Raw genomic sequence first — 25,431 nt, 5'->3', positions numbered from 1 at the left:
ATGAAACTGCGCTGGAGGGTGGGCGTGCGGTTTAAGCTGCTAGCGGGGATGGCTATACTAGCTCTCTTTTTGATGGTTTCCGGAGCGGTAGGGGCTTGGACCTTGGCTAGCCTTAATCGTGGTCTTTATATTGTCTATAGTGGGGCCGTGGAACCCCTGGCAGTGATAACCGCCGCCCAGGCGCGGTTTCTGGAGGCGCGGGTTAAAGTACGGGATCTGTTACTGGAACCTGACCCGCGGAGGGCGAGTAATCTTAGAAATTCCCTGCGCCAAGACATAGCTAGGCTAAAGGTAGAATTAGAAAATTATCGAAACGCTTTTCGTAGTGAGCAGGAGCTTAGTGAGTTTGAATGGCTCCTTACAGTTGTTAAGACTTGGGAGGCAACCCTCGAGCAGGTATTAAACAGGGCTGAAAAGGGAGATATATCCGGCGCTCTAGTTATTGCTAACGGGGCCGGAGAATCGCAAGCTAAGGTCATTGAAGAACGGATACGGAACCTTGTAGAGCTAGCCTTAGAAAAGGCCCAGGAAACCTATCAACGAGGAGAAGATGATTACTACCGGGCTCGTCGTAGTTATCTTTTCTTTATCCTAGTAGGCACCCTTTTTGGCCTTATTTTTTCCCTTCTCCTCGCCCGGCATATTATTTCGGTTTTAAAGGCCGGCGTTACCTTAGCTCAGGCTATAGCCCAGGGTGATCTTACCCAGGAGATTCCGGTTGTTACCAGGGACGAAGTAGGAATACTAGCCCAGTCTTTAAATACCGCTGGACGCAGCCTGCGGGGGGCTTTAAAAGAGGTGATAGAAGCTTCACGAGTCGTAGCTGGAGCAGCAGGAGAGATAGCTAAAGCTAGTGAACAAAATAAAAGGGTCGCTGAGGAGATTACAGCAGCTGTTCAGGAAATAGCCAGCGGGGCTCAAGAACAGGCGGCTAGCGCTCAAAGAGGGGTTAACCTTGTGGAGCAAATCCTAGATTCTATGAGAAAGAGCAGCTTGCAAGTCAAAGAGATTGTTGAGATAGCCCAGAATACCTGCGGGCTAACAGACACCGGGGTTATAGCAGTGGAAGAACAGAACCGGTGGATGGAGGAAAATCTCCTGGTGGCAGAACAAGCGTCCCAGGCTGTAGAAATATTAACCCAAAGAATAAAAGAGATAGAGCAGATCCTGGCCACTATTTCCCAAATAGCCGAACAGACCAATCTCTTAGCCCTTAATGCGGCCATTGAGGCGGCGCGGGCCGGTGAACACGGTCGCGGGTTTTCAGTGGTGGCTGGTGAAGTAAGGCGACTGGCTGATGGCTCAGCTAAAGCTACAGAAGAAATCGCTAGCCTTGTGGAGGAAATACAAGCCCGGGCTATAAGTGCAGTAGAGGGAATGGGCAAAGTAAAGGAAGTAGTATTGGCCCAAAAGGCTGCTAGCGACCGTACTACTAGAGCCTTTCGTTCCATTTCCGAGGCTATAGAGAAAATGGCCATGCATATTAAAGATATATCCTTATCTGTAGAGGAGACCAGCCATAGAGCTGGGGAGATTGCTAGCGCCATGCGGGCTATTTCGGATATTACCGTCAGGAATGCTAAAGCCTTAGAAGGAATTTCTGCCAGCGTAGAAGAGCAGACGGCTGCCCTGGAAGAACTAAGTGTGATAGCTGGGAATCTCGACCATCTGGCAACTGGTCTTCAAGGGAAGGTAGCTGCATTTAGAGTTTAATTAAGAAGGGAAAACTGCAACATGCGCGGCTGGCTTTGGCAAACGCGCAGGTCTGCTGCAAGAAAGTCTTCGGAATCCGGACCTCAAGGTAGTAGGAAGTACACTTGGATCGTGGCCCTGGGGTCCGGGTTTTTTGTTTTGTACAGGTAGTGGTTTTTGGGTTTTAGTTAGGAGGATTCCGGAGATTTAAGATAAAAAAGTATTGAAGGGGTCTCTATACGTTTATAAGGATATATACAGGGAGTGTTTTAGCTTTGCGGATTTTACATACTTCAGACTGGCATCTAGGTAGGACGCTAGAAGGGAGTTCGCGCCTGGCCGAACAGAGGGAGTTTATAAACACCCTTTGTGACCTAGCTGAGGCTGAGGACGTTCACCTTATTTTGGTAACCGGTGACGTATTCGATACCTTCAATCCCCCTGCCGAAGCAGAGAATCTGTTTTTTTCGGCCTTGGAAAGACTTTGCCGGGGGGGGCGCCGAGGTGTAGTAGTCATAGCTGGCAATCATGATAGTCCTGAGCGTATACGGGCGGCAAGTCCCTTAGCCCTGGATCACGGTATTTGCCTGGTAGGCTACCCTCTGGAAGAATTACCGCTGGGTAAGGGCAAAGGTGGAGTGGAGCGAGTGGCTTCGGGTCCGGGATGGTTAGAACTCAAAATCCCTGGGTGCGAGGAACATGCTGTGGTAGGGACCTTGGCTTATCCCTCTGAGGCCCGGCTCAATGAACTATTAACTGATACATTAGAGGAAGAAATAATGCAGCAAGCTTATTCTGAGCGGGTTAAGGCTTTACTTAGAGATTTAAGTCGCCACTTCCGGAGGGATACTATCAACCTACTTATGAGCCACCTTTATATAGCCGGGGGCAAGGAATCGGATTCCGAACGCCCTATACAGCTGGGTGGAGCACTGGCTGTAGCTCCAGCTGCTTTGCCCGAAACAGCCCACTATATCGCTCTTGGTCACCTGCACCGTCCTCAAGCCATAGAAGGTGCGCCGGCGCCTTGCCGTTATGCCGGGTCTCCTTTAGCTTACAGTTTTTCGGAAGCGGATCACCAAAAGGAAGTGGTGCTTATTGAGGCCCAACCTGGAGCTCCTGCAATCCTTAAACGGCTCCCCATAACCTGTGGTCGTCCTTTAAAAATTTGGCAGGCCTCTAGCTTAGAAGAATTTTTCAATTGGTGCCAGGAAGAAAGGAACCTCCACTGTTGGGTAGACTTAGAAATTGAAGCTTCGGAACCTTTATCTCCGAGGGATATAGCCGAAATCCGGCGTCGGCACCCCGGGGTAGTTAATATACGGGTACGTTTACCAGAAACCCTGGTTTCCTTTCGAGAGGCTTACCGGGCCTTTTTGCCGTTGAAGGAGCAATTTCGCCTTTTTGCTGTCCGTGAGTTAGGTAGCGAGCCTCCTCAGGAACTGGTAGATCTTTTTTTAGAATTAGTAAATACCGAGGAAGTTAGCGAGGAAGTTTTTAACGAGGATCTTCAAAAAGGGGAGAGAAGATGAGACCTTTAGAGTTGGTATTTTCTGGTCTACACAGTTACCGCGAAGAACAACACATCGATTTCACTGAACTTTCCCGTTATGGCCTTTTCGGTATTTTTGGCCCTACCGGAGCAGGTAAATCTACTATACTCGATGCCATTACTTTGGCCCTTTTTGGAAGTGTAGACCGGGCCGAAAGGGGGAGACGTGGAATTTTAAACCAAGAGGAGCATGAACTTTGGGTTTCCTTTAGCTTTGAGCTGGGAGGACAAGTTTTTCGGGTAGAACGGCTATACACGCGTGACAAGTCGGATCCCTTTTCTGTCCGGGCCCGTAACGCCCGTCTTATACGTGGGACGAGCTGGAGAGACGGGCTAGAAGTTTTAGCTTCTACCCCTAATGAAGTGGACCTTCAGGTTGTAAAGATTTTGGGTTTAAGGAAGGAAGATTTCACCCGGGCGGTAGTGCTTCCCCAGGGGAAATTCGACGAGTTTTTAAAACTAACCGGCGGCGAAAGGGCTAAAATGCTAGAGTATATATTTAATCTTGAACGTTACGGGGACGAATTGGCCGAAAAGGCTAAGAAGGTGCTTTTAGATTGTGAACAGCGGCTAAGCAATATAGCTGCTGAAGAAGCCGGTATGGGGGATGCTTCCGAAGAAGCTCTTATTAAAGCGAGGCAGGCCGTTTCTGAACAGTTACGCAAGGTACAGGAATTGGAGGGAGCGGTTCAGGCTTGTCGGAAACAATGGGAAGAGATGGAAGAACTCAGGAGGCTACATGAAAGGCTGGAGCAGGCCAAGGTGAAATATGAAACTTTGCAAAAGGAGCGTGCCTTTTGGGAAGAACAGCGGAAGGTTTTAGAGCTGGCAGCTAAAGCTGAACCCTTGCGCCAGGATCTGATAAGGGAAGAGGAGATAACTTGCGAGATCCAAGAATTAGAAAGAATTAGGCTTCAAGCCCAAGCTAAGGAGAACCAGGCGGAAAGAGCTTGGCACCAGGCCAAGGTAGAACTAGAAGAAGCAGAAAAAAGGCGAAAACAGGAGTTGCCTGAGTGGCAGGAAAGGCTAGCCGCCTTAAAAGCTGCTGTGGAGAAGGCAAAAGAAAGGGATGCCTTGAGCTGTGTTATGGAAAAACAAGTAAGGGAGCTAAACAGTTTACGCCAGAAGATGGAGGAGTTGTCAGTTGAGCTGGAAGGAAGTGCCAGGGCTTTAGAAATTCTTTCAGAACAGCAAAAAAATATACTTACTGAAATGCGTTCTATAGAGGTAGATGTTAAGGAAAAAGAAGATGTAGAAAGGGCTGTCCAACTTCTAATCCAGCTAGAAGATCGCGAACGCGAACTTTCCACCTGGCGGAAGAAATATGAAGAAGAAAAAGCACGGGTGGAAAGGGAGTTTAAGAAGTTAAAAGAGCTAGTAGAGGAGCGACTACCCGAAGCCCGGGTAGAAAAAGCCGCTGACTTTGCTCCTTTGGTTGAAGCTAAACTAAAGGAAATACAGAGCAAAGTAGAGTCCCTCCAGCTTTCTAAGGAGAGGATACTGGCGGAGGAACAGGCGGCTATCTTGGCTTCAAGCTTACGGCCAGGGGATCCTTGCCCAGTGTGTGGTTCCCGGGAGCATCCACGGCCAGCTTCAACAGAGGAGGTTAAAAATAAGCTTAAGGGACTGGAAAAGGAGAGGGAAATAGCAGAACAAGAATTACAGGTTGTCAGAGCTTGGCGAGATCTCATTTTTAAAGGTGTGGCCCAACTAGATGCCCTCTATCAAACCCTTTATGAAAACATCCAACCAGAGCTTAAACGGTTAGAAATAGAAGTGGAAGAACTGGCTGGGAGGTTTAGTCAAATTGCTTCAGGTAAGGAACGGGAAAGTGTACGTAAACGGTGGGAAGAGATAAAAGGAAAGGAAAAAAGATTAAATGAGCTTGCTCGCCAGAGGGAGAAGCTGGAGGAAGAGGTACATAAGGCAGATGTTCGGGTTAGGGAACTTAAAGATGAGATCCAGAACCTTAAAATTGCCGAAGGTTCCCTAAAGGGGGAACTGGCCAGCTATGAGGCTCGCCAGTACAAGCTTAAGGAAGAGATCCGCCAGGTAGCTGGGGAACAAGATCCTCATTATTTGCTGGCGGTGGTGGAAAGGAGCATCCAGGAACTAGAAGAAAAGGTAAATATGTGCCGCGAACGAAGGGATACTGCCTTAAGAGAACTTAATGAGGTTCAAAAAGAATTAGCTGCCTTAGAGAGTAAGTTAGAAGGGTTAAAGGAGGAAGAACAAAATTTAAAAGAGCGCTTAGAAAAACATCTTGCGATGGCGGGGTTCGCTACCAGGGGAGAGGCGCGGGCAGCCCTTTTAGAGGAAGGACACCGGCAGGCCCTGGCCCGTGACCTGGAAGATTTTGAGCGCCGGCTTTTTGCCTCACAGGAAGAGATTAAGGGATTGGAAGAGACCTTAGCTGGCCGGGAGTTTAAAATTGAAGCGTGGCAGGACCTTAAAGCGCAACTAGAAAAAGGCGAAGGAGAACTCTTGGAAGCCAATAAACAACTGGCTGTGTACCAGAAGGAGCTAGAACGCATTGAACAAAACCACCAGCGCTGGCTTAAACTTAAAGAAGAAGAGGAGAGAATAGCCAGGCGCCGGGATCTAGCGGATACTTTACGCCGTATCTTAAGCGGTCGTAAGTTTGTAGAATTCCTTGCTGAAGAACAGTTAAGGGATATGACATTAGAAGCCTCTCGACGCTTAGGCGCTTTAACTGGGCAGCGCTATGCCTTAGAGCTGGATGAAAGATGTGAGTTTGTTTTACGTGATGATTTTCATGGTGGACAACGACGACCTGTTTCTAGTCTTTCCGGCGGGGAGACTTTTCTTACCTCCCTTTCCCTGGCCTTGGCCCTTTCTTCCCAGCTTCAGCTTAAAGGCCGTTATCCTTTAGGGTTTTTCTTCTTGGATGAAGGTTTCGGAACCCTGGATGGCGAAAAACTGGAAGTAGTGCTCCAAGCTTTAGAAAGACTCCGCCTTGGGCAATGTTTGGTAGGTGTAATATCCCATGTGCGTGAACTGAAGGAACGCATACCCGTTTATTTAGAAGTGATCCCTCCTGGACCGGATGGTAGCGGTAGCCGAATCCGGCTAGTCAAGAATTTATAGCAAAAGCCATGTAAAGAGGTTAAGAAGTATGGGGAGGGGTTCCTATGCCTACCATCGATATAGTGGGCTTGGGCGACAGCCTTACCTATGGGTATCCCTACGGACCGGAAGCTTCCTGGCTGGCTTTGGCAGCTAATGCTACGGGAACGGTTGTAGTTAACAGAGGTGTTAATGGGGAAACCACAAAAGAGATGTTAGAGCGCTTTACCGAGGATGTCCTAGAGCTAAAACCCCGTGCAGTTATCATACTAGGAGGTACCAACGACGCCTGGGCGAAGGTCGATGTAGCTAAAGTGGAAGGCCAGGTAAGGGAAATGGTGGAACAGGCTAGCAGGGCCGGTATATTACCAGTAATTGCCCTTCCTCCACCCTTATGCCCGAAAGAAACGGATATTCCCCTATTATTTCTAAAAGAAATGGAGGAACTGCTAGCAGCTTACCGCCAGGCTTACCAGGAATTGGCTCACTTATATCATTTGCCATTGTTGGACTTTTATACTGCGCTGCTAGAGCCTAGGACAGGATGGGGGAAGATGGAGTATTTTATCGATGGCGCCCATCCTAATCGGAGGGGTTACCAGGCGATGGCGGAAGTGGCTTTACCCCTCTTTCGGGAGTTGGGCCAAGGTAGGGGATGTTTGATTTAATGTAGCTAAAGCCCCAACAAAAAAATGAAGTATATATAATAAAACTAGGAGGAAAACCTCCCGGTTATGACGAATAATATAGTCACTGTTTATAAAAAGGAAAGGAGGCGGAATCCCCGGTTTGAGGCTGTTTAATGCTGTTTACCCCCATGCTGGTCTAGGACCTTATGATAAGGTTAGAAAGCCTCAAGCCTGGGGAAAGCTGACATGGATCCAGTAATTGCAGAAGTAAAGAAACAGGTGAAAAACTACCGGGAGGACATAATTCAGTTTTTAAGGGATATTGTGGCTATACCTTCTCCTAATGGCTCAATAGGCCAAGTAGTGCAGCGCATCGCTGAAGAAATGAAGAAGCTAGGGTACGATGATGTATTTTTCGACCATATGGGTAATGTAGTAGGGAGAATAGGACGAGGGGAAAAAGTTCTCCTTTATGATTCCCACGTAGATACTGTGGATGTGGCTGACCCCAGCCAGTGGGAATGGGACCCCTACCAAGGTAAGATAGAAAATGGCATTTTCTACGGGCTAGGAGCCTGTGACGAGAAGGGTTCTACTCCAGGGATGGTGTATGGGCTTAAAATAGCGCGTGATCTGGGCCTCTTGGAAGGTTATACTGCGTATTATTTTGGAAACTTGGAGGAAGTGTGCGACGGCATAGCACCCCACTCTTTAGTGGAGACGGACAAAATACGCCCAGATTTTGTTGTTATCGGTGAGCCTACCAATATGCGCATCTACCGGGGTCATCGGGGTCGTATTGAAATGAAAGTAGTGACTAAAGGCCGTACTTGCCATGCCAGCGCCCCTGAACGAGGGGAAAATGCGGTATATAAAATGGCTCCTATTATTGAAGCCATAAGTCAAATGGGTGCTGAGTTCCTGGAGGACCCCTTTTTAGGGAAGGGGAGCATAGCTGTAACCGATATCCATTGTAAAACTCCTTCTATAAATGCGCTACCGGATGAATGCACTATCTTTATTGACCGGCGGCTCACCTTCGGTGAAACCTGGGAAATGGCTGTGGAGCAGGTACGTAAAGTAGCGGAGCCCTACGGGGGCGAAGTGGAAGTATTAATTTATGATGAACCGAGCTACAATGGATTTGTGTTTAAAGTGGATAAATACTTCCCAGCCTGGGCTCTACCGGAGGAACATTTCCTCGTACAGGCCGGAGTGGAAACCTGCGAAAAACTGTATGGGTATAAACCTGAGATAGGCAAGTGGGTATTTTCTACAAATGGTATTTACTGGATGGGCAAGGCTAATATACCGGCCATCGGCTTTGGACCTGGAAATGAAATATATGCCCATACGGTTAAAGATCAAGTACCTTTAGATGATGTAGTAAAAGCTACGGAGTTTTATGCTCTGTTTCCAGCTATCTTGAGAACCCGCTTGGACAATTGTGCATAAGTTACTTAGCAGGATTTAAAGCCTAAAGGGCGAATCTTAATTTATAGCTTAACCTTCGTATAACCCCAGCAATAGGGCTGGGGGTCTCTACCAGGTGACCGGAATCACCTGACTACGAAGGGGAAAATCCTTTTCCCTAAGGTTCCGGTCACCTATTTTTATGGAGGTGAGCTCGGTTGGAAAGCTTAATCGGGCAACCTGTGGGCCGCATCGAGGGACCAGCTAAGGTTACGGGACGCGCTATGTATCCTGCCGATATTACATTCCCTGGGATGTTATACGGGAAAGCCCGCCGTATACCGATAGCTTCCGCACGGTTAAAGAAGGTGGAAGTGGAGAGAGCCCGCAAAATTCCAGGGGTGGTGGCTGTTTTAACGGCGGAGGATGTCCCAGGGCATAATGGGCACGGCGTCCTTATACCCCATATGCCTGTACTGGTAGCTGACCGCGTCCGCTCGGTTAACGATGTAGTGGCCGTAGTAGCAGCTGAAAGCGAGGAGGCAGCAGAAGAGGCGGCAGAAGCCATTGACATCGAATATGAACCCTTACCAGCTGTTTTCGATCCTTTGGAGGCCATGAAGCCGGGGGCCCCTCTGGTACATGAAGACGGGAATATCCTTTATCATATCAAGATAAGGCGCGGAAGTATAGAGATAGGCCGGAAAGCGGCGGCCGCAATAGTTACCAGAACCTACCGCACGGCTATGATGGAGCATGCTTTTTTACAACCTGAGGCGGTAGTGGCCAGGGTAGATGAGAGAGGGCATATTGAAATCCATGTGGCTACCCAGTATCCCCATTGGGACCGAGTGGAAGTAGCTCGTGCGCTAGGAGTAGCTGAGACGCGTGTGCGGGTGATTACTACGGCGGTAGGCGGCGCTTTTGGTGCTCGGGAGGATATGACCTTGCAGATATTGGCTGCCTTGTTAGCTTTGCATACCGGTCGCCCGGTTAAGATGGTCAATACCCGCGAAGAATCCTTCTACTCCCATAGCAAACGTCATCCTATGATAATGAGATATACCACGGGCGCGGACCGGGACGGACGTTTGACCTTCGTGGAAGCAGAGATCATCGGAGATAGCGGGGCTTATGCTTCCTGGTCACCTAATGTATTGCGCAAGGCGGCTGTGCATGCTACTGGGCCTTATTATGTTCCCCATGTCAAAATTGATGCCTATGCAGTATATACCAATAATCCCTTTACCGGTGCTATGCGGGGTTTTGGAGCTACCCAGCCTCCTCTAGCTTATGAGGGCCAGATGGATCTATTGGCTGCTGAACTGGGGCTTCATCCTTTTACCATCCGTTGGCGTAACATTTTACGCCAGGGGAGTGTGACGGCTACTGGCCAAGTGCTGGAGAGCAGTGTGGGGCTGGAAGCTTGCCTTTTAGCTGCTGCCCGTGCTGCCGGTTGGGAAGTAGAAAGATTGAAATGAAAGGGGGGAGGGAACATGGCCAAAAAGAGAGGCATAGGTATAGCTTGCACCTTCTATGGTATAGGCTACGGTAACGGGTTTCCAGACGTATCTACGGCTTTAGTAGAGATCCATGATGATGGTTCAGTTACAGTACGTACCGGGGCTGCTGATTGTGGCCAGGGCTCTAACACTATACTGGCCCAGATCGCGGCCCAAGAGATAGGGGTTCCGGTGGAAAAAGTAACGGTAGTCTCCGCGGACACAGATGCTACGCCCGATGCGGGGACGACAGCCGCTACTAGGCAAACCTATGTATCTGGCAACGCGGTGAAACTGGCTAGCCGTAAGGCGGCGGATAAGCTCTTGGAGTTTGTAGCCCGGGAGCTGGGAGTAAACACCATCATGGGCCTTAAAGCAAGCGATGGGTATATTACTGTTCTGGGGTACCCTCAAAAACGGATGTCCATTGCTGAAGCTGCCACCCGGGCTAGGCTACAAGGTGTGCGCCTTGTAGGGGAAGGTACCTTTATAGCCCATACCACTAAGCTAGATGAAAACGGGCAAGGAGCACCTTATTGGCCCTATGCCTTTGGAGTCCAGATTGCAGAAGTAGAAGTGGATACGGAAACCGGGGAAGTGAAGGTTTTAAAGGTTATCGCAGCCCATGATGTGGGGCGAGCTATAAATAAGGCTGGGGTTATAGGGCAGATATGTGGAGGTGTGGCCATGGGGGTAGGTTTAGCCTTGATGGAGGAGGTAATTTTACAACAGGGCAATATCCTTAATCCCTCCTTTAGTACGTATTTAATTCCTACCAGCCTGGATATACCGGAAATAGAACCGATCATTATAGAAGATCCCGAACCCACCGGACCCTATGGAGCCAAAGGAGTAGGTGAACCGGCTACTCTTCCCACTGCCCCAGCCATTTTGAACGCTATATACAACGCCATAGGAGTACGCCTGACAGAATTTCCTGCTACGCCAGAACGGGTACTTAGGGCACTTAAGGCTAAAGAGAAAGGTGGAAGCCAGTAGGCTTTAAGCCTTAGAGCATAGCAGGAGTTTAGAGCAATTTAGGGCCAGAAGAAGAGTCTTTTAAGTTTTCCCAAACGGTTAGGCTACTCCAACACCTAAGGAGGACAATGATAATAATGAAGATCTTAATCAAAAACGGTATTCTGGTCACCTTGGATCGGGAACGCCGGGTATTTACGGGAGATTTATATATTGCTGAAGACCGTATCGCTGCCATTGGTCAGACGCCACAAGAGGCAGATCTGGTGATCGATGCTTCGGGGCAAGCTGTTCTTCCTGGTCTAGTACAAACCCATGTCCATCTCTGCCAAACCCTTTTCCGGGGGCAGGCCGATGATTTAGCTCTTTTGGATTGGCTTAAAAAACGTATTTGGCCCCTGGAAGGAGCCCATGATGAGGAGTCCCTCTATACTTCTGCTCTTTTAGGTTGTGCTGAAATGCTCCTTAGCGGTACTACCACCATTTTGGATATGGAAACTGTACATTATACAGAGGCGGCTTTTAAAGCCATAGAAAAGATCGGTATACGAGCTACTAGTGGCAAAGCTATGATGGACGCTGGAGAGGGGGTGCCTAGTTCTTTACAGGAGGATACGGATACTTCCCTGGCGGAAAGCTTAGAGCTATATGGTAAGTGGCATGGGGCAGCAGGAGGGCGGATCCGCTATGCCTTTGCTCCGCGTTTTGTTCTTTCCTGTAGCCCTAGGCTATTGCAGGAGGTGGGCGAGGTGGCCAGGAAGTATGGGGTACTTATACACACCCATGCTTCCGAAAATAGGGATGAAGTACGTCTGGTAGAAGAACTTACAGGCCGGCGTAACGTGATCTATTTACATGAGCTGGGCCTTACTGGGCCCTATGTGGTGCTCGCCCATTGTATTTGGCTAGATGAAGAGGAAAAAAGGGTCCTTGCGCAGACAGGAACCCAGGTAGCCCATTGTCCCTCCTGCAATTTAAAGCTTGGCTCAGGTATTGCTCCTATTCCTGAACTCCTAGAGCAGGGTGTAAATGTGACTTTAGGGGCAGATGGAGCCCCTTGTAATAACAATTTGGATATGTTTAAAGAGATGCATTTGGCAGCTCTCATCCAGAAACCCTTGCATGGTCCTACGTCTATCCCCGCCCAAAAAGTGGTAGAGATGGCTACTTTAGGAGGGGCCCGGGCTTTAGGTTTAGAGCAAGAGATCGGTAGCCTGGAAGTAGGCAAAAAAGCGGATGTAATTGTAGTAGATCTCCGCGAATTCCATCAATTGCCAGAAGACAATGTAGATATTTATGGTAAACTGGTATACGCAACCCGGGGGAGCGATGTTACCTGGACTATAGTGGATGGCCAGGTGGTAGTAGCCAACAGGCAGCTTCTTACTATAGATACCGAGGAACTACGTCAGAAATGTAACCAGGCTCTGCGCCGTGTAAAGCGGCGAGCAGGGTTGGAATAGGGAGAGAAAGCGGAGTGAAAGCGGAGATGGTCCCCCGTAGGATTGATTTGGGGGTATTCTGGGGTTTAAAATTTTTCTTAGATTGGGCTTTAAGCCTTGGGTAGATATATTTTTTATATAATAAGGAGTTTAATTTATGGAAGATTACCTGATACGCGCTACAGCTGCGGAAGGCCAGATCCTAGCCTTAGTGGCACGAAGTACGGGTTTGGTGGAAGAGGCCAGGAATTTGCACCAAACCTCACCCACGGCCACGGCGGCTTTGGGACGGGTTTTAACTGGCGCGGCTCTCATGGCCGCCACTCTAAAGGAGGGGCAGAGCCTGACTGTAAGGGTTTTAGGAGATGGCCCTCTGGGGAGTATTATAGCTTTAGCCCGGCCGGGAGTGGTGAAGGGCTATGTGGCTGAACCCCAAGCGGAGGTCCCCCTTAAACCAGAAGGTAAATTGGACGTGGGTCAGGCTGTAGGCCGGGGAACCTTATATGTAACTAAGGATCTGGGGTTGAAGGAACCTTATAACGGAAGTGTTCCCCTTATTTCGGGGGAGATCGCCGAGGATCTGGCTTATTATTTTACAGTTTCTGAGCAAAAACCTTCGGCCGTAGGGCTAGGAGTTTTAGTGGAACCTGACGGCAGAGTGCGGGCTGCGGGGGGGTATTTGCTCCAACTTTTACCTGATGCCCGGGAAGAAGTAGTGGAAATATTAGAAGGCAATATTAAAAATGCTGGGCCTGTTAGCCAACTTGTGGCCAAAGGAGACAGACCAGAGGAAATTCTGGCTCTCCTTCTAAAGGGATTTTCCTTTAAAATTCACGAGCGTTTACCTTTACGTTTTGCCTGTGACTGTTCTCGTGAGAAATTAGAGGAGATTTTAATGGCCTTGGGGGAAAAGGAACTGGAGAAACTCCTGGAAGAAAAAGGTGTAGTAGAAGCCAAGTGTGCTTTTTGTAACCGGACCTACCGTTTCAGCCGGGAAGAAGTGGCAAGACTTCTAGCTAAAAGTCGGCTTCCGGAGTAACCGGGGGCTTAAGTTTTAAGAGAAAATGGCGGGTGGGAAGGCCCGCCTTTTATTTTTCTTTAAAAATATATGTAGAAATGAAGCAGGATTTTATGTAAGTCACATTGAATATATTAGGTTAAAAACAAAGGTTAGCTTAACGGGAGGGAATCTGATGCCCCAGACGGTAGTAGTGGCCTTCGGTGGTAACGCCATAACCCGTCCTGGCCAGAAGGGCACCTTCGAAGAGCAAAAGACTAATGTGCAAGAAACCTGCCGGCAATTGGTAGAGCTGGTCCGCCAGGGATATCGATTGATACTTACCCATGGTAATGGCCCCCAGGTGGGTAACCTCCTTATTAAAAATGAGCTAGCGCGGGATGTAGTACCGGCTATGCCCCTGGACGTGTTGGTAGCTAATACCCAGGCTTCTATAGGGTATATTATTCAACAATGTTTAAGCTTTGAACTAGCGCGTCAAGGCCTAAAAGTTCCGGTGGTATCCCTAGTTACCCAAGTAGTGGTAGATCCTGGGGACCCTGCTTTTTACAACCCTACTAAGCCTATAGGTCCTTTTTATAGCGAGGAAGAAGCTAAAAGACTGGCTAAAGAGAAGGGTTATAAAGTAGTCGAAGATAGCAACCGCGGGTGGCGAAGGGTAGTACCTTCTCCCCAGCCATTAGAGATAGTAGAAAAAGAAGCTATTAAAGCGCTAGTGGAGGCGGGCGTAATTGTAATAGCTGCTGGGGGCGGGGGGATACCGGTTGCCCTTCGACCTGATGGAAGCTTAGAAGGGGTAGAGGCCGTAATCGATAAGGATAGGGCTGCTCGCTTATTAGCTAACGAAGTGGGAGCAGAAATATTGTTCCTGCTTACAGAAGTGGACCAAGTCTACTTAGATTATGGGCGTCCCACTCAAAGGCCGGTACGTAGACTTACTGTGGCGGAAGCCAAAAAATATTTACAGGAAGGCCAATTCCCCCCAGGAAGCATGGGGCCTAAGATAGAGGCAGCTATAAGTTTTGTTGAAGGGGGCGGAGAAAGAGCCATTATAGGCTCCTTGGCTCGGGCGGCTGAGGCCATAGCAGGGACATCCGGTACGGCCATTGTAGCTGCTTAAGAGGCTTAAAGGCTGGGGCCTCCAGGGTAAAATCATAGCAAGTGTTAGGCTAAAATTTTATACTAAAAGATATAACCCGAGAAGGAAAAATAATTGAGTTGCCGAATATAATAATTATAAACAACTTAATAACGAAGGCGGAGGAAAGGAGTAGAAGAGACTCCCGGTAAAAGGGGGCGCCGAAGGAGCAAGCCCGGCTGGTGGTGGCAGCCGGGGGAAACTCTCAGGCAAAAGTACTACTCCCGGACGCCACTCTGGAGAGTTCTCCTTGACAATAGCAGGGGGACACCAAAGGGGTAAGGCCATGCGGCCTAATCTCTCAGGTAAGGGGACAGAGGCTCACACCGCAAGGATGCGGTATGGGCCTTTTATATTTTCTGGTCATAATTATTTCTTGTGGGGTGACAACTGTGGAAGCCCTAAATGGCGCAGAGGCCGGGAAAAAGACCCCCCTCTATGAGGAACATATTTCTGCTGGTGGGCGTATAGTAGATTTTGCTGGCTGGCTCCTCCCGGTGCAGTACACTAGCATTGTAGAGGAACATCTTAGTGTACGACAAAAGGCAGGTCTTTTTGATGTTTCCCATATGGGAGAAATAGAAGTGGAGGGCCCGGATGCTTTCCATCTAGTTCAGCAGCTTATTACCCATGATGCTTCCCTGGCTACAGGAAATAAGGTTATATACAGTCCCATGTGCTACCCAAATGGCGGTACAGTAGATGATATCCTCGTCTACCGGTTGAAGGAGGATAAGTTCCTCCTGGTGGTGAATGCCGCTAACACCGCTAAAGATTTAGAGTGGATCCAAAGGAATGTACAGGAAAGGGCCTACGAAGTAGAGGTACGGGATGTCTCCGCTTTGACTTTGCAGTTGGCCTTGCAGGGGCCTAAAGCGGAAGCTATTTTACAACCTTTAACAGACTTTAACCTCCAAGAACTAGGGTTTTATCGTTGGGCGCAAGGCCGGGTACTGGGTACACCTTGCCTTATTTCCCGTACCGGCTATACCGGCGAGGACGGTTTTGAATTGTATCTTGATCCTTCTGACGGTAAAAAAATATGGCGCGAGCTTCTTACCAGGGGGAAAAATGAAGGCCTTAGACCTTGCGGGTTAGGCGCACGGGATACCCTACGCCTGGAGGCAGCTCTTCCCCTATATGGGCATGAGTTGACTCCAGAAATCACTCCTATAGAAGCTGGATTAGACCGTTTTGTGCGTGTGGAAAAGGGGGATTTTAATGGTAGAGAGGTTTTAAAAGAGCAAAGGGAGGTTGGTCCTAAACGTCGCCTCGTTGGCCTACAGATGATGGATAAGGCTATTCCTCGTCAAGGATTTCCCATATTCCAACAGGGTCGGGAAGTAGGGTTTATCACTTCCGGTTCCTTTGCTCCCTCTCTTAATTGTACCATCGCCTTAGGTCTAGTAGATACGCCCTATGGTCAGGTGGGAGAAGAGGTAGAAGTCCTCATTAGGGGGCACAAGTATAGGGCGCGGGTCGTGCCCCTACCCTTCTATCGGCGACCCCGGTAGAGAGTTTAACCGAGACCTATACCTGACTTGGCTTAACCTTAAAGTTTAAAAACAAAATCTTATTTACAGGAGGGATTTTCTTATGCATATTCCTGAGGATCTTTTTTATACCAAGGAGCATGAGTGGCTGCGGATGGAAGGGAACCGTGGCCGGGTGGGGATCACTGATTACGCCCAACATTCTTTAGGGGATATCGTTTTTGTGGAGCTCCCACCTATAGGTAAAGAATTCAAAGCGGGAGAAGCCTTCGGTGTAGTAGAATCCGTTAAGTCAGCCTCCGATATTTATATGCCTATCTCAGGTAAAGTGGTAGCTGTAAACGAGGAAGTGGTAAACTCTCCCCAGATAATAAACCAGGATCCTTACGGGCAGGGTTGGATGATCGAGATCGAACCCTCTAATCCAGAGGAAATAAAGGAATTGCTGGATGCTTCAGGGTATAAGAAGCTTGTGGAGGAGGGATAAACCCTTATGCCCTACATTCCTACTACCCCAGCTGAAAAAGAGGAGATGTTACGGAGCTGCGGGATGTCCAGTTTAGAGGAACTTTTTGCGGATATTCCGGAGGAAGTTAAGTTAAAACGGGAGCTGGACTTGCCCGCGCCCCTAGCTGAAGCTGAAGTCCTGCGCCATTTACAAGAACTAGCCGGGAAAAATAGGGTTGATATGATATCTTTTCTGGGTGCCGGAGCTTATGAGCATTATATACCTAGTGTCGTAACTGCCCTAGTATCCCGCTCAGAATTTTATACAGCTTATACTCCTTACCAGCCTGAAGTAAGCCAAGGCACTTTGCAGGCTATCTTTGAATTTCAGTCCCTTATATGTGAACTTACTGGTTTAGAGGTGGCTACAGCTTCCCATTATGATGGAGCTACAGCTATGGCGGAGGCTGCTTTGGTGGCTTGTGCTGCCACCCGTCGCCAGAAGCTCTTGGTCTCCCGGGCGGTTAATCCCCAGTACCGGGCAGTACTTAAGACTTATACCTGGGGCCAGGGTATTGAACTCGTAGAAATACCCTGGGAGGATGGGCGGACTTCTTTAGAAGCCTTATCTCATCTGGTAAGCCAAGATGTGGCCGGGGTTATCCTCCAGCAGCCCAATTTTGTAGGCCAGCTAGAGTCTATGACAGAAGCTAGTGAGCTAGCCCATAAGGTAGGGGCTCTCTTCATAGCTGTGGTGAACCCTATATCCTTAGGTCTTTTAACCCCGCCTGGGGAATACGGGGCGGATTTAGCTGTAGGCGAGGGCCAGAGCCTGGGGAACCCCTTGAATTTTGGCGGTCCTTATCTGGGTTTCTTGGCCGCCAAGGAAAGCTTAGTGAGGAGGCTTCCGGGTAGGATTGCTGGCCAAACTGTAGACAATAGAGGCAATCGGGGCTTTGTCCTCACCCTTCAGGCCCGGGAACAGCACATCCGGCGGGAAAAGGCTACTTCCAATATCTGCTCCAACGAAGCCCTTTGCGCCCTGGCTGCTACCATATACTTGGCCTGCTTGGGCAAGGAAGGCTTAAAAGAAGTGGCTAAACAGTGCCTGCTTAAGGCTCACTACGCTTATGAACAGCTTTTACAAGTTAAAGGGATAAAACCCGTCTTTAGCGGACCCTTCTTCCATGAGTTTGCTTTGCGCGCTGCCCGGCCTCCCCGGGAGGTGTCTAACCATTTGGCCAAGCGGGGTATAGCTGGCGGGTTCGATCTAGGTCGCTTTTATAAAGAACTAGAAGGGGCTATGCTTTTCTGCGTTACGGAAGTAAGGACTAAGGCCGAGATAGATGGTTTAGTAGAAGCCTTAAAGGAACTATAGAAAGATAAAGGAGGTAGATAGAATGCCCCTGGAACCTCTTTTATGTGAGCTAGGGGCCCCTGGCCGGCAAGGCTATGCTCTACCTGCTTGTGACGTACCGGGGCGGGTAGAGGAATATCTCCCTGAAAAATGGAGACGTTCTAAGGATGCTGATTTGCCGGAGTTGAGCGAAATAGAGGTGGTCAGGCATTTTACTCATCTTTCCAGCTTAAATTATGGCGTAGACACAGGCTTTTACCCTTTAGGCTCCTGCACCATGAAATATAATCCCAAGGTTAACGAAGTTACGGCCAGCCTACCAGGTTTTATTGGCTTGCATCCTTGTATACCTGAGGAATTTGCCCAAGGGGCTCTGGAGCTCATGTACCAGTTACAGCAATACCTGGCAGAGATTACGGGTATGGATGCAGTAACTTTGCAGCCCGCAGCGGGGGCCCATGGAGAACTGACCGGCCTCCTCATTATTGCTGCTTACCACCGTAGCCGGGGTGAAACCCACCGTAAAAAGGTCCTGGTTCCCGATTCTGCCCATGGGACTAACCCGGCCAGTGCGGCCATGGCTGGGTTAGAGGTAATCCAGATACCTTCTAATGAGCAAGGCTTGGTGGATCTTAAGGCTTTAGAAGCTGCCCTCGGCCCGGATACAGCCGCCCTGATGCTTACTAACCCCAACACTTTGGGCCTTTTTGAAAGGGATATTCTTACCATGGCCCGTCTGGTACATGAAGCTGGAGGCTTGCTTTACTATGACGGGGCCAATCTAAACGCTATCATGGGTATCGCCCGTCCCGGAGATATGGGCTTTGATGTAGTACATGTAAACCTGCATAAGACTTTTTCCACCCCCCACGGTGGCGGAGGGCCGGGCAGCGGGCCGGTAGGGGTGAAAGAGCATCTAGCCCCCTTCTTACCGGTTCCAGTGGTTGCTTTTGATGCTGACCAGGGCGGGTATTACCTGGATTATGATCGACCCCAGAGTATCGGCCAGATAAAATCCTTCTACGGTAATTTTGCTGTTCTGGTAAAAGCCTATACGTATATCCGCACCTTAGGGCCCCAAGGCTTAAAAGAGGTAAGCCAACAGGCGGTGTTAAATGCTAACTATCTCTTAAGCCTCTTACGACCTTATTATCACGTACCCTATGATGGTATATGTAAGCACGAATTTGTAATTGCCCCTGGGCCTCGTATAAAAGAGGCAGGGGTACGCACCTTAGATATAGCCAAACGGCTCTTAGACTATGGATTCCACGCTCCTACGATTTATTTTCCCCTTATAGTACCGGAAGCTATGATGATCGAACCTACAGAGACGGAAACCAAAGAAACGTTAGATGCCTTTGCTAAAGCCTTAATAACTATTGCTGAAGAAGCGGTATCCAGGCCAGAGCTGCTCCATAGTGCCCCCCATAATACTCCGGTGGGCAGGCTAGATGAAGTAGGGGCAGCACGTAACCCTATACTCACGTGGAAGAAGGAAAAGGAGAAGGGAAAAGAGAAAAAAGGATAGAAGAACGTTCCAGATAGCTATTAGAGGTGTAAATTATGGCGGAGATCTGGCGCCTCCTGGATACTGGGGCTTTAGATGCGGCCACCAATATGGCTGTAGACGAAGCTATCCTTTGGGAGCACCGGGCCGGCCGGGTCCCTCCTACCTTACGTTTCTATGCGTGGGACCCTCCGGCCCTTTCCTTAGGTTATGCCCAATCCCTGGAAAAAGAGGTAGACCTTGCGGCCCTAAAGGCGAAGGGCTTTGGCCTGGTTCGGCGCCTAACTGGTGGCCGCGCAGTGCTCCATGATAAGGAGATTACGTATAGTATAGTAGTCAGGGAAGACCACCCCCTGATGACTGGGGGTGTTTTGCCTTCTTACTTAAGGGTGGCCCGGGCCTTGGCCAAAGGTTTAGAACTGTTGGGGGTTAGAGTGGAGATCGCCTCCGGCCGGGAAAAGGTTTTAAGCCAGCATACTTCAGCAGCATGTTTTGATGCTCCTTCCTGGTATGAAATTACAGCTGGGGGTAGGAAGCTAATTGGTAGCGCCCAGACCAGGAAGGGAGGAGTAGTGCTCCAGCATGGTTCCCTTGTCTTAAGGCAAAATGTAGAAGACTTGTTTGCGGTGCTGAAATTTCCTGTTCCTGAAAACCGCCAGGAACTACAAGAAAAGTTTGCCCGCCGGGCCTGCGGTCTGGAAGAAGTTTTAGGCCGACCCGTCTCAAGAGAAGAGGTTAAGGAAGCTATTGTCCATAGCTTTGAAGAGCTTTACGGTTTGCGGTTCTTCCTTGGAAAATTAACTCCAGAGGAAGAAGAACGAGTGGAGGAGCTCCGGGGAAAGTACTCCAGTGCCAGTTGGAACGCCAGAAGGTAAAAAGGAGCAAAAATTTTTTATTGGTGAAAGAGGATCTTCCCACTTAGATGGCGAATATATAACATATTTTGGAGTTTACACCAAGAAGCAAAGGGGTGAAAACGTGACGCGGAAAATCAAGATCGTTGACACTACCTTACGCGACGGCGAGCAGACGGCCGGTGTAGTCTTTGCTAATTCGGAGAAGTTGCGTATAGCCAAGATGTTAGATGCTATAGGAGTAGATCAGATCGAGGCCGGTATTCCTGTTATGGGCGGTGACGAGAAAAAGGCCATTAAAGACATTGTAGATGCCGGCCTTCGGGCTAGCATTATGGGCTGGAACCGGGCGGTAATCGATGATATCAAACATTCCCTGGATTGCGGTGTAGATGCCGTAGCCATTTCCATTTCCACCTCGGATATCCATATCCAGCACAAATTGCGGAGCACGCGGGAGAAAGTCATAGAGGCCATGTGCCAGGCCTGCGAGTTTGCCAAGAAACATAATCTATATGTATCCGTAAATGCTGAGGATGCCAGCCGTACCGATCCGGAATTTCTCCTCCGCTTTGCCCGGGCAGCCAAGGAAGCAGGGGCTGACCGCTTGCGTTTCTGTGACACGGTAGGCATTATGGATCCCTTCAGCACCTACGAGCGGATAAAATGGCTGATCGAGGAAGTAAAAATAGATGTGGAGATGCACATGCATAATGACTTTGGTATGGCGACAGCCAATACCCTGGCTGGTCTTAAGGCTGGCGCTACCTATGCTGGGGTCACAGTGATCGGTTTGGGTGAACGAGCAGGTAATGCAGCCCTTGAGGAAGTGGTTATGGCCCTAAAGTATCTCTGGAACATTGACCTTAACTTCCGCACAGAAATGTTCCGGGAACTCGCCGAATACGTTTCCATGGCTGCAAGGAGGGAGCTACCAGCCTGGAAGGCTATTGTGGGTAGTAACATGTTTGCCCACGAATCCGGGATTCATGCTGACGGTGCTTTAAAGGATCCTAGAACTTATGAAGTAATTGCACCGGAAGAGGTTGGCCTCCAACGCCAGATTGTTATCGGCAAGCACTCCGGTACAGCAGCCCTTAAAGCCAAGTTCGCTGAGTACGGAGTGCACCTAGAGGATAAGGATGCGGTAGCCCTTCTTGAGCGGGTGAGGGCCCTAGCTGTAGAACTTAAGAGACCTCTCTTCGATAAGGAGCTTGTACACCTTTATGATGAATATCTAGAGGAACAGAAGCGCAAGGCTGTATCCTAAAAGTGCTATATCTTGAAAGATAGCTCCTCATAGGCATAGTTACATCCTCCCTGGGGAAATCTATTCTTTGGAAGCTGATCTCTCATGGCTATTCTTAAGTGTGCTTGATTATCCCTAGGGAGGTGTCTTTAATTAAAGATGGGTGACAGAAGCCGAAGCCGTTTTGTGGATGAAGACCGTACCAGGCTGGAACAGATGCGAGCTGCAGAATATCCTGGCGGTGTAGTGGTGGATCCCATGCCTGTTACTGCGGGAAGTGAAGTTACCATAATGTATTACGGGCTATTGGCCCAATGCGGGGCCGACCAGATTTGGATGCGTACAGGCTATGGTGATCCCAATAACTGGCAAGAGATTTATGACCACCGTATGGAGCGTACCGGCTACGGGTGGGTAAAGAATATCCGGGTTTCCGAGGATTATGACCGCTTGAACTTCTGCTTTAAGGATAGCGCCAACAACTGGGATAACAATAACGGCCTTAACTGGAGCTTTATAATCCATAAAGGGGACTGGAAAGTATAAGGGCTTAAAAAGTATAAAGCCTTAAAACAAGCAAAGGGATAGGTTGGCCTATCCCTTTTGATATTTTTGGGTTATCTACTGCTCCTGCGCTTAAGGAGGGCTTCTCGGTACATTTCCTCATAGTGGGCGGCCGAGGCACCCCAAGAGAAATCAGCCTGCATACCCCGCTCCATAATTTTTCGCCACTCATGGGGTTGGGTATAATAAACCTTCAAGGCCCGGTTTATGGCCTGGAGGAAGGCCTGGGGGGAGTATTCGTGGAAGGTGAAACCGTTAGCCTTCTCGGGGTACTGGTGGAAATCCAGTATGGTATCCTCTAGACCCCCGGTGGCCCGCACTACCGGTACGGTCCCGTAACGCAGGCTTATCATCTGCGCTAGGCCACAGGGTTCAAAGCGTGAGGGCATAAGGAAAATATCGGCTCCAGCGTAGATGCGCTGGGCCAGTTCCGGATCAAACCCTATTTTGACGGCCATCTTATGGCGGTATTTTACCTTATATTGGGAGAAAAGCTGTTGGAAATAATCGTCGCCTTTTCCTAAAAGGACTAGCTGTACATCTTGTTGCAGAAGTATATCGAGGATGGCGCTAAGAAGGTCCAACCCTTTTTGGCTTACCAGCCTAGAGATTACGGCCAGTACAGGTACCTCCTGCACGGGAAGTTGTAATTCCCGTTGGAGGGCTTTTTTATTTTCTTTTTTACCCTCCAGGCTGTGGACATCGTAATTTACGGCCAGGCGAGGATCCGTGGCTGGGTTGAATTCCTCGTAATCGATACCGTTCAGTATCCCGCGTAAGTCCGCTGCCCTTTTACGTAGCACACCGTCCAGTCCTTCACCCAGTTCAGGTGTCTGGATCTCTAGGGCATACTTGGGACTCACTGTATTAAGGAGATCAGCATAGAGAAGGCCGGCTTTCATAAAGTTTACTTTTCCATAAAACTCCAGAAGCTCAGGAGTAAAAAACCCATCTCCCAAGGTCAAAAGCTTCAACGTCTCTTTAGGAAAATGACCCTGATATTGCAGATTATGGATGGTAAAGATGGTAGCCGTATCACGGTAGAAAGGGTTATTCTCGTGCTTTACTTTTAGGAAAAGAGGGATGGGGGCTGTCTGCCAGTCATTACAATGGATAATATCGGGCTTAAAATCTACCCAGGGTAAAAGGGCAAGGATGGCCTTACAGAAGAAATTAAAGCGGGCATCGTCGTCCGCGTAGCCGTACATCCCTTCTCGATAGAAATACTTGTAATTGTCTACAAGATACACCGGTACAGGTGGTTCGCCAGGAAGGGTTGTATAGCGGATGATAGCTGTTTCTAAACTTCCGTCCATTTCTACGGGCAGATCGGTTAAATAATCGACGTTGGTAATATGGCGATAACGAGGGAGGGCCACGCGTACATCCATCCCCCGCCTAGCCAGGGCTTTAGGCAAGCTACCAGCTACGTCGGCCAGGCCACCGGTTTTAGCTAAGGGTGCCACCTCAGAAGATACGAATAGTATTTTAAGTCTCTCCGTCATTTTCGTCCTCCTTATTAGCCTGAGTCAAAAATTGGGCAGCCAGTTCCGGAGGGGTGGGGTTAATGTAAATGCCGGTTCCGTATTCAAACCCAGCCACTGTGGTCAAGCGAGGAAGGAGTTCAAAGTGCCAATGATACCCCCTTGTTTCCTCAGTTTCCTCATTTACAGGAGCGCTACGCAAAACTAAGTTAAAAGGGGGATCTTGTAGGGCCATTTGGAGCCGCCCCAGAACATCTTGTATGATAGCGGCTAGGTCTTCTAACTGTTCATCTTCTATTTCTCCAAAATGAGATTGGTGCTGCCAGGGGAAAATCCAGGTTTCAAAGGGAAAGCGGGAAGCATAGGGACAGAAGGCTAAAAACTTCTTGTTGAAAGCTACCACCCGGACTCCCTTTTGCATCTCCCTTTCCAGAAGATCACAGAAGAGGCAGCTTTCTTTCTCCTTTAGGTATTCTTGTGCCCGCCTTATTTCTTGAGCTACAGTTGGGGGTACCAAGGGAGTGGCGAGGAGCTGGCTATGGGGGTGTTCCAGGGAAGCTCCAGCTATTTGGCCTTGGTTTTTGAAAATCTGGATGTATTTTAGATCTCCCTGTTGGGAATGTTGTAGATAGCGCTGTCGCCAGGCTTGCAATACCCTCACGGCTTGCCGAGGAGGATAGTTAGGGAAGCTTGCTTCGTGCTCAGGTATTTCGATTATAACTTCATGTACGCCCTTTCCAGGTAAACTCCGGTATAACCCCACCTTTTGCTCCCTTCCTTTTTCTTTAGGCAAGAGGGCGGCAAACTTATTAGGTACCACCCGGACTTGCCAACCGGGGGTGTCTGCTCTTGTGTTGGGGGAGCGGAGGGCAAAAACTTCGGGCGGTGTTTGCTCTTCATTACCTGGACAAAAAGGGCAAGTATCCTTTATGGTCGCTTTTTCTTTTTGTTCTCTATCCTTAGAAGAAACAAAGTCTGAAGGCCGCTTAGCTCTTTCGGTAGAGATGATCACCCAATTTTGCGTGATCGGGTCTTGACGGAACTCGGGCATAAAGGAGTAGGACCTCCGCTTTAAGAATAAAGTCTTTTTCTAGGTTTCGTCTTAAAGTATCAGTTTATGCGCGAACCCCTTTACTACTTAAGTTTAGAAGGTTAATATCTTGGGTGACGAAAAGATTCTTAGAGAAAGGAGAAGGAGGAATTGCGCATCGCTATCATTGGTGGCTCCGGCGTTTATGATCCGGGAATGCTAGAGATGCGGGAACAAAGGGTAGAGACGCCTTACGGAGAGGTGAAGCTAAAGATCGGGCTTTATCAAGCTGAAGAGATAGTGTTTTTGAACCGCCATGGGGAAAAGCATTCCCTGCCACCCCATAAGGTGAACTACCGGGCTAATATCTGGGCCTTAAAAGTGTTAGGGATAGAACGGGTTATAGCTACGGCGGCAGTAGGCTCCACTAATCCTGACTTCCAACCAGGGGAATTTGTTATAGTCCACGATTTCCTAGATTTTACTAAAACCCGGCTCTATACCTTTTTTGAAGGCGGCGAAATGGGGGTTGTACATACGGATTTTACCCAGCCTTATTGTCCTGAGCTACGGAGGATACTGTTAGAGACCGCGAGGGAACTGGGGATTAAAGCCCACGATGGGGGTATCTATGCTTGTACCGAGGGCCCTCGCTTTGAGACCCCGGCTGAGATCCGGATGATAAGGCAGTTAGGAGGGGATGTAGTGGGCATGACCGCTGTTCCCGAGGTTATTCTAGCCCACGAAGCCGGGCTTTGCTATAGTACCATCGCCATGGTTACTAATATGGCAGCTGGTATCTCGGCTACTCCCTTAACTCATGATGAAGTCTTAGAGGTTATGGCCCAAAACAGCAGGAATCTAAGGAATCTTATATTCCAGGCTATCCCACGCATCCCTTTAGAGCGAGGGTGCCGGTGCTCTTATACTCCGGGAAAGTTAGATACAGTAGTTAGGGAGAAAAAAGATGCTTAAAATCCAAAAAGGAAAGC

20 protein-coding genes and 3 riboswitches are annotated in these 25,431 nt (G+C 49.0%); of the genes, 18 read left to right on the top strand and 2 right to left on the bottom strand.

The window, feature by feature from the left end; all coding sequences use genetic code 11:
* The 17 genes from B9A14_RS14750 (at position 1) to B9A14_RS14670 (ending at position 21,907) form a co-directional block, all read left to right on the top strand.
* Positions 1-1,713, top strand: coding sequence for a methyl-accepting chemotaxis protein (locus B9A14_RS14750; RefSeq protein ID WP_084666598.1), 1,713 nt, complete (start codon positions 1-3; stop codon positions 1,711-1,713).
* A 254-nt stretch (positions 1,714-1,967) separates the two neighbouring features.
* Entirely contained in the window at positions 1,968-3,224 is a 1,257-nt protein-coding gene (locus B9A14_RS14745) for a metallophosphoesterase family protein (protein ID WP_084666597.1), read from the top strand.
* Positions 3,221-6,352: an SbcC/MukB-like Walker B domain-containing protein gene (locus tag B9A14_RS14740; protein WP_084666596.1), complete on the top strand. Its 3,132-nt coding sequence runs from the start codon at positions 3,221-3,223 to the stop codon at positions 6,350-6,352. Before B9A14_RS14745 ends, B9A14_RS14740 begins: the two co-directional genes overlap by 4 nt.
* A gap of 44 nt (positions 6,353-6,396) precedes the next feature.
* Positions 6,397-6,999 (top strand): SGNH/GDSL hydrolase family protein, encoded by a 603-nt coding sequence (locus tag B9A14_RS14735; RefSeq protein ID WP_084666595.1) that lies wholly within the window; start codon positions 6,397-6,399, stop codon positions 6,997-6,999.
* A gap of 207 nt (positions 7,000-7,206) precedes the next feature.
* Positions 7,207-8,415 carry a YgeY family selenium metabolism-linked hydrolase gene (locus tag B9A14_RS14730; RefSeq protein ID WP_084666594.1) on the top strand — a complete coding sequence of 403 codons (1,209 nt, stop codon included), beginning with the start codon at positions 7,207-7,209 and terminating at the stop codon, positions 8,413-8,415.
* A 35-nt stretch (positions 8,416-8,450) separates the two neighbouring features.
* Positions 8,451-8,550, top strand: a riboswitch (purine riboswitch).
* Positions 8,551-8,591: 41 nt separating this feature from the next.
* The gene (locus B9A14_RS18160; RefSeq protein WP_340631037.1) at positions 8,592-9,854 is read left to right on the top strand and encodes a xanthine dehydrogenase family protein molybdopterin-binding subunit; all 1,263 of its coding nucleotides are present in this window, start codon (positions 8,592-8,594) and stop codon (positions 9,852-9,854) included.
* A gap of 15 nt (positions 9,855-9,869) precedes the next feature.
* The gene (locus tag B9A14_RS18155; protein ID WP_084666593.1) at positions 9,870-10,874 is read left to right on the top strand and encodes a xanthine dehydrogenase family protein molybdopterin-binding subunit; all 1,005 of its coding nucleotides are present in this window, start codon (positions 9,870-9,872) and stop codon (positions 10,872-10,874) included.
* A 116-nt stretch (positions 10,875-10,990) separates the two neighbouring features.
* On the top strand, positions 10,991-12,316 hold the full coding sequence (locus tag B9A14_RS14715; protein ID WP_084666592.1) for a 5'-deoxyadenosine deaminase: 1,326 nt from the start codon (positions 10,991-10,993) through the stop codon (positions 12,314-12,316).
* A 136-nt stretch (positions 12,317-12,452) separates the two neighbouring features.
* A complete protein-coding gene (gene hslO, locus B9A14_RS14710) occupies positions 12,453-13,334 on the top strand; it encodes an Hsp33 family molecular chaperone HslO (RefSeq protein ID WP_084666591.1) in 882 nt (293 codons plus the stop codon).
* A gap of 154 nt (positions 13,335-13,488) precedes the next feature.
* Complete coding sequence (gene arcC, locus B9A14_RS14705) at positions 13,489-14,433, top strand: carbamate kinase (protein WP_084667185.1); 945 nt, start codon at positions 13,489-13,491, stop codon at positions 14,431-14,433.
* Between the two features lie 141 nt (positions 14,434-14,574).
* Positions 14,575-14,682: riboswitch (glycine riboswitch) on the top strand.
* 3 nt (positions 14,683-14,685) lie between these two features.
* A riboswitch (glycine riboswitch) is annotated at positions 14,686-14,770 on the top strand.
* A gap of 22 nt (positions 14,771-14,792) precedes the next feature.
* On the top strand, positions 14,793-15,965 hold the full coding sequence (gene gcvT / locus B9A14_RS14700; RefSeq protein WP_084666590.1) for a glycine cleavage system aminomethyltransferase GcvT: 1,173 nt from the start codon (positions 14,793-14,795) through the stop codon (positions 15,963-15,965).
* Positions 15,966-16,047: 82 nt separating this feature from the next.
* Positions 16,048-16,431: a glycine cleavage system protein GcvH gene (gene gcvH / locus B9A14_RS14695; protein ID WP_084666589.1), complete on the top strand. Its 384-nt coding sequence runs from the start codon at positions 16,048-16,050 to the stop codon at positions 16,429-16,431.
* A gap of 6 nt (positions 16,432-16,437) precedes the next feature.
* Positions 16,438-17,769, top strand: a complete 1,332-nt coding sequence (gcvPA, locus tag B9A14_RS14690; protein ID WP_084666588.1) for an aminomethyl-transferring glycine dehydrogenase subunit GcvPA — start codon at positions 16,438-16,440, stop codon at positions 17,767-17,769.
* A 22-nt stretch (positions 17,770-17,791) separates the two neighbouring features.
* Positions 17,792-19,279 carry an aminomethyl-transferring glycine dehydrogenase subunit GcvPB gene (gene gcvPB / locus B9A14_RS14685; protein ID WP_084666587.1) on the top strand — a complete coding sequence of 496 codons (1,488 nt, stop codon included), beginning with the start codon at positions 17,792-17,794 and terminating at the stop codon, positions 19,277-19,279.
* 35 nt (positions 19,280-19,314) lie between these two features.
* On the top strand, positions 19,315-20,133 hold the full coding sequence (locus B9A14_RS14680) for a lipoate--protein ligase family protein (RefSeq protein WP_084666586.1): 819 nt from the start codon (positions 19,315-19,317) through the stop codon (positions 20,131-20,133).
* Between the two features lie 103 nt (positions 20,134-20,236).
* On the top strand, positions 20,237-21,382 hold the full coding sequence (nifV, locus tag B9A14_RS14675) for a homocitrate synthase (protein ID WP_084667184.1): 1,146 nt from the start codon (positions 20,237-20,239) through the stop codon (positions 21,380-21,382).
* A gap of 138 nt (positions 21,383-21,520) precedes the next feature.
* A complete protein-coding gene (locus tag B9A14_RS14670) occupies positions 21,521-21,907 on the top strand; it encodes a carbohydrate-binding protein (RefSeq protein WP_084666585.1) in 387 nt (128 codons plus the stop codon).
* 71 nt (positions 21,908-21,978) lie between these two features.
* Here the strand turns inward: B9A14_RS14670 and glgA are convergent, their stop codons facing one another.
* Together glgA and galT are read right to left on the bottom strand one after the other, a co-directional pair.
* Positions 21,979-23,430 (bottom strand): glycogen synthase GlgA, encoded by a 1,452-nt coding sequence (gene glgA / locus B9A14_RS14665; protein WP_084666584.1) that lies wholly within the window; start codon positions 23,428-23,430, stop codon positions 21,979-21,981.
* Positions 23,414-24,460, bottom strand: coding sequence for a galactose-1-phosphate uridylyltransferase (gene galT / locus B9A14_RS14660; protein ID WP_084666583.1), 1,047 nt, complete (start codon positions 24,458-24,460; stop codon positions 23,414-23,416). The genes glgA and galT overlap by 17 nt, the downstream gene beginning before the upstream one ends.
* Positions 24,461-24,610: 150 nt before the next feature.
* On the opposite strand from galT, the gene mtnP reads away from it, so the two are divergent.
* Positions 24,611-25,414: an S-methyl-5'-thioadenosine phosphorylase gene (gene mtnP / locus B9A14_RS14655; RefSeq protein WP_084666582.1), complete on the top strand. Its 804-nt coding sequence runs from the start codon at positions 24,611-24,613 to the stop codon at positions 25,412-25,414.
* Positions 25,415-25,431: the final 17 nt, after the last annotated feature.

The sequence above is a fragment of the Thermanaeromonas toyohensis ToBE genome, assembly GCF_900176005.1.
GTDB classification, from domain to species: Bacteria; Bacillota; DSM-521; order Neomoorellales; family Neomoorellaceae; genus Thermanaeromonas; species Thermanaeromonas toyohensis.
This window is presented reverse-complemented; position numbering and strand designations above follow the sequence as displayed.

Bases quoted from the DNA above. Each gene is read 5' to 3' on its own strand.
- B9A14_RS14730 (WP_084666594.1), top strand. From the start codon at position 7,207: ATGGATCCAGTAATTGCAGAAGTAAAGAAACAGGTGAAAAACTACCGG.
- B9A14_RS14715 (WP_084666592.1), top strand. From the start codon at position 10,991: ATGAAGATCTTAATCAAAAACGGTATTCTGGTCACCTTGGATCGGGAA.
- gcvH (WP_084666589.1), top strand. From the start codon at position 16,048: ATGCATATTCCTGAGGATCTTTTTTATACCAAGGAGCATGAGTGGCTG.
- glgA (WP_084666584.1), bottom strand. From the start codon at position 23,430: ATGACGGAGAGACTTAAAATACTATTCGTATCTTCTGAGGTGGCACCC.
- arcC (WP_084667185.1), top strand. From the start codon at position 13,489: ATGCCCCAGACGGTAGTAGTGGCCTTCGGTGGTAACGCCATAACCCGT.
- B9A14_RS18155 (WP_084666593.1), top strand. From the start codon at position 9,870: ATGGCCAAAAAGAGAGGCATAGGTATAGCTTGCACCTTCTATGGTATA.
- hslO (WP_084666591.1), top strand. From the start codon at position 12,453: ATGGAAGATTACCTGATACGCGCTACAGCTGCGGAAGGCCAGATCCTA.
- gcvPB (WP_084666587.1), top strand. From the start codon at position 17,792: ATGCCCCTGGAACCTCTTTTATGTGAGCTAGGGGCCCCTGGCCGGCAA.
- B9A14_RS14735 (WP_084666595.1), top strand. From the start codon at position 6,397: ATGCCTACCATCGATATAGTGGGCTTGGGCGACAGCCTTACCTATGGG.
- gcvT (WP_084666590.1), top strand. From the start codon at position 14,793: ATGGGCCTTTTATATTTTCTGGTCATAATTATTTCTTGTGGGGTGACA.
- B9A14_RS14680 (WP_084666586.1), top strand. From the start codon at position 19,315: ATGGCGGAGATCTGGCGCCTCCTGGATACTGGGGCTTTAGATGCGGCC.
- gcvPA (WP_084666588.1), top strand. From the start codon at position 16,438: ATGCCCTACATTCCTACTACCCCAGCTGAAAAAGAGGAGATGTTACGG.
- B9A14_RS14750 (WP_084666598.1), top strand. From the start codon at position 1: ATGAAACTGCGCTGGAGGGTGGGCGTGCGGTTTAAGCTGCTAGCGGGG.
- B9A14_RS14740 (WP_084666596.1), top strand. From the start codon at position 3,221: ATGAGACCTTTAGAGTTGGTATTTTCTGGTCTACACAGTTACCGCGAA.
- galT (WP_084666583.1), bottom strand. From the start codon at position 24,460: ATGCCCGAGTTCCGTCAAGACCCGATCACGCAAAATTGGGTGATCATC.
- B9A14_RS14670 (WP_084666585.1), top strand. From the start codon at position 21,521: ATGGGTGACAGAAGCCGAAGCCGTTTTGTGGATGAAGACCGTACCAGG.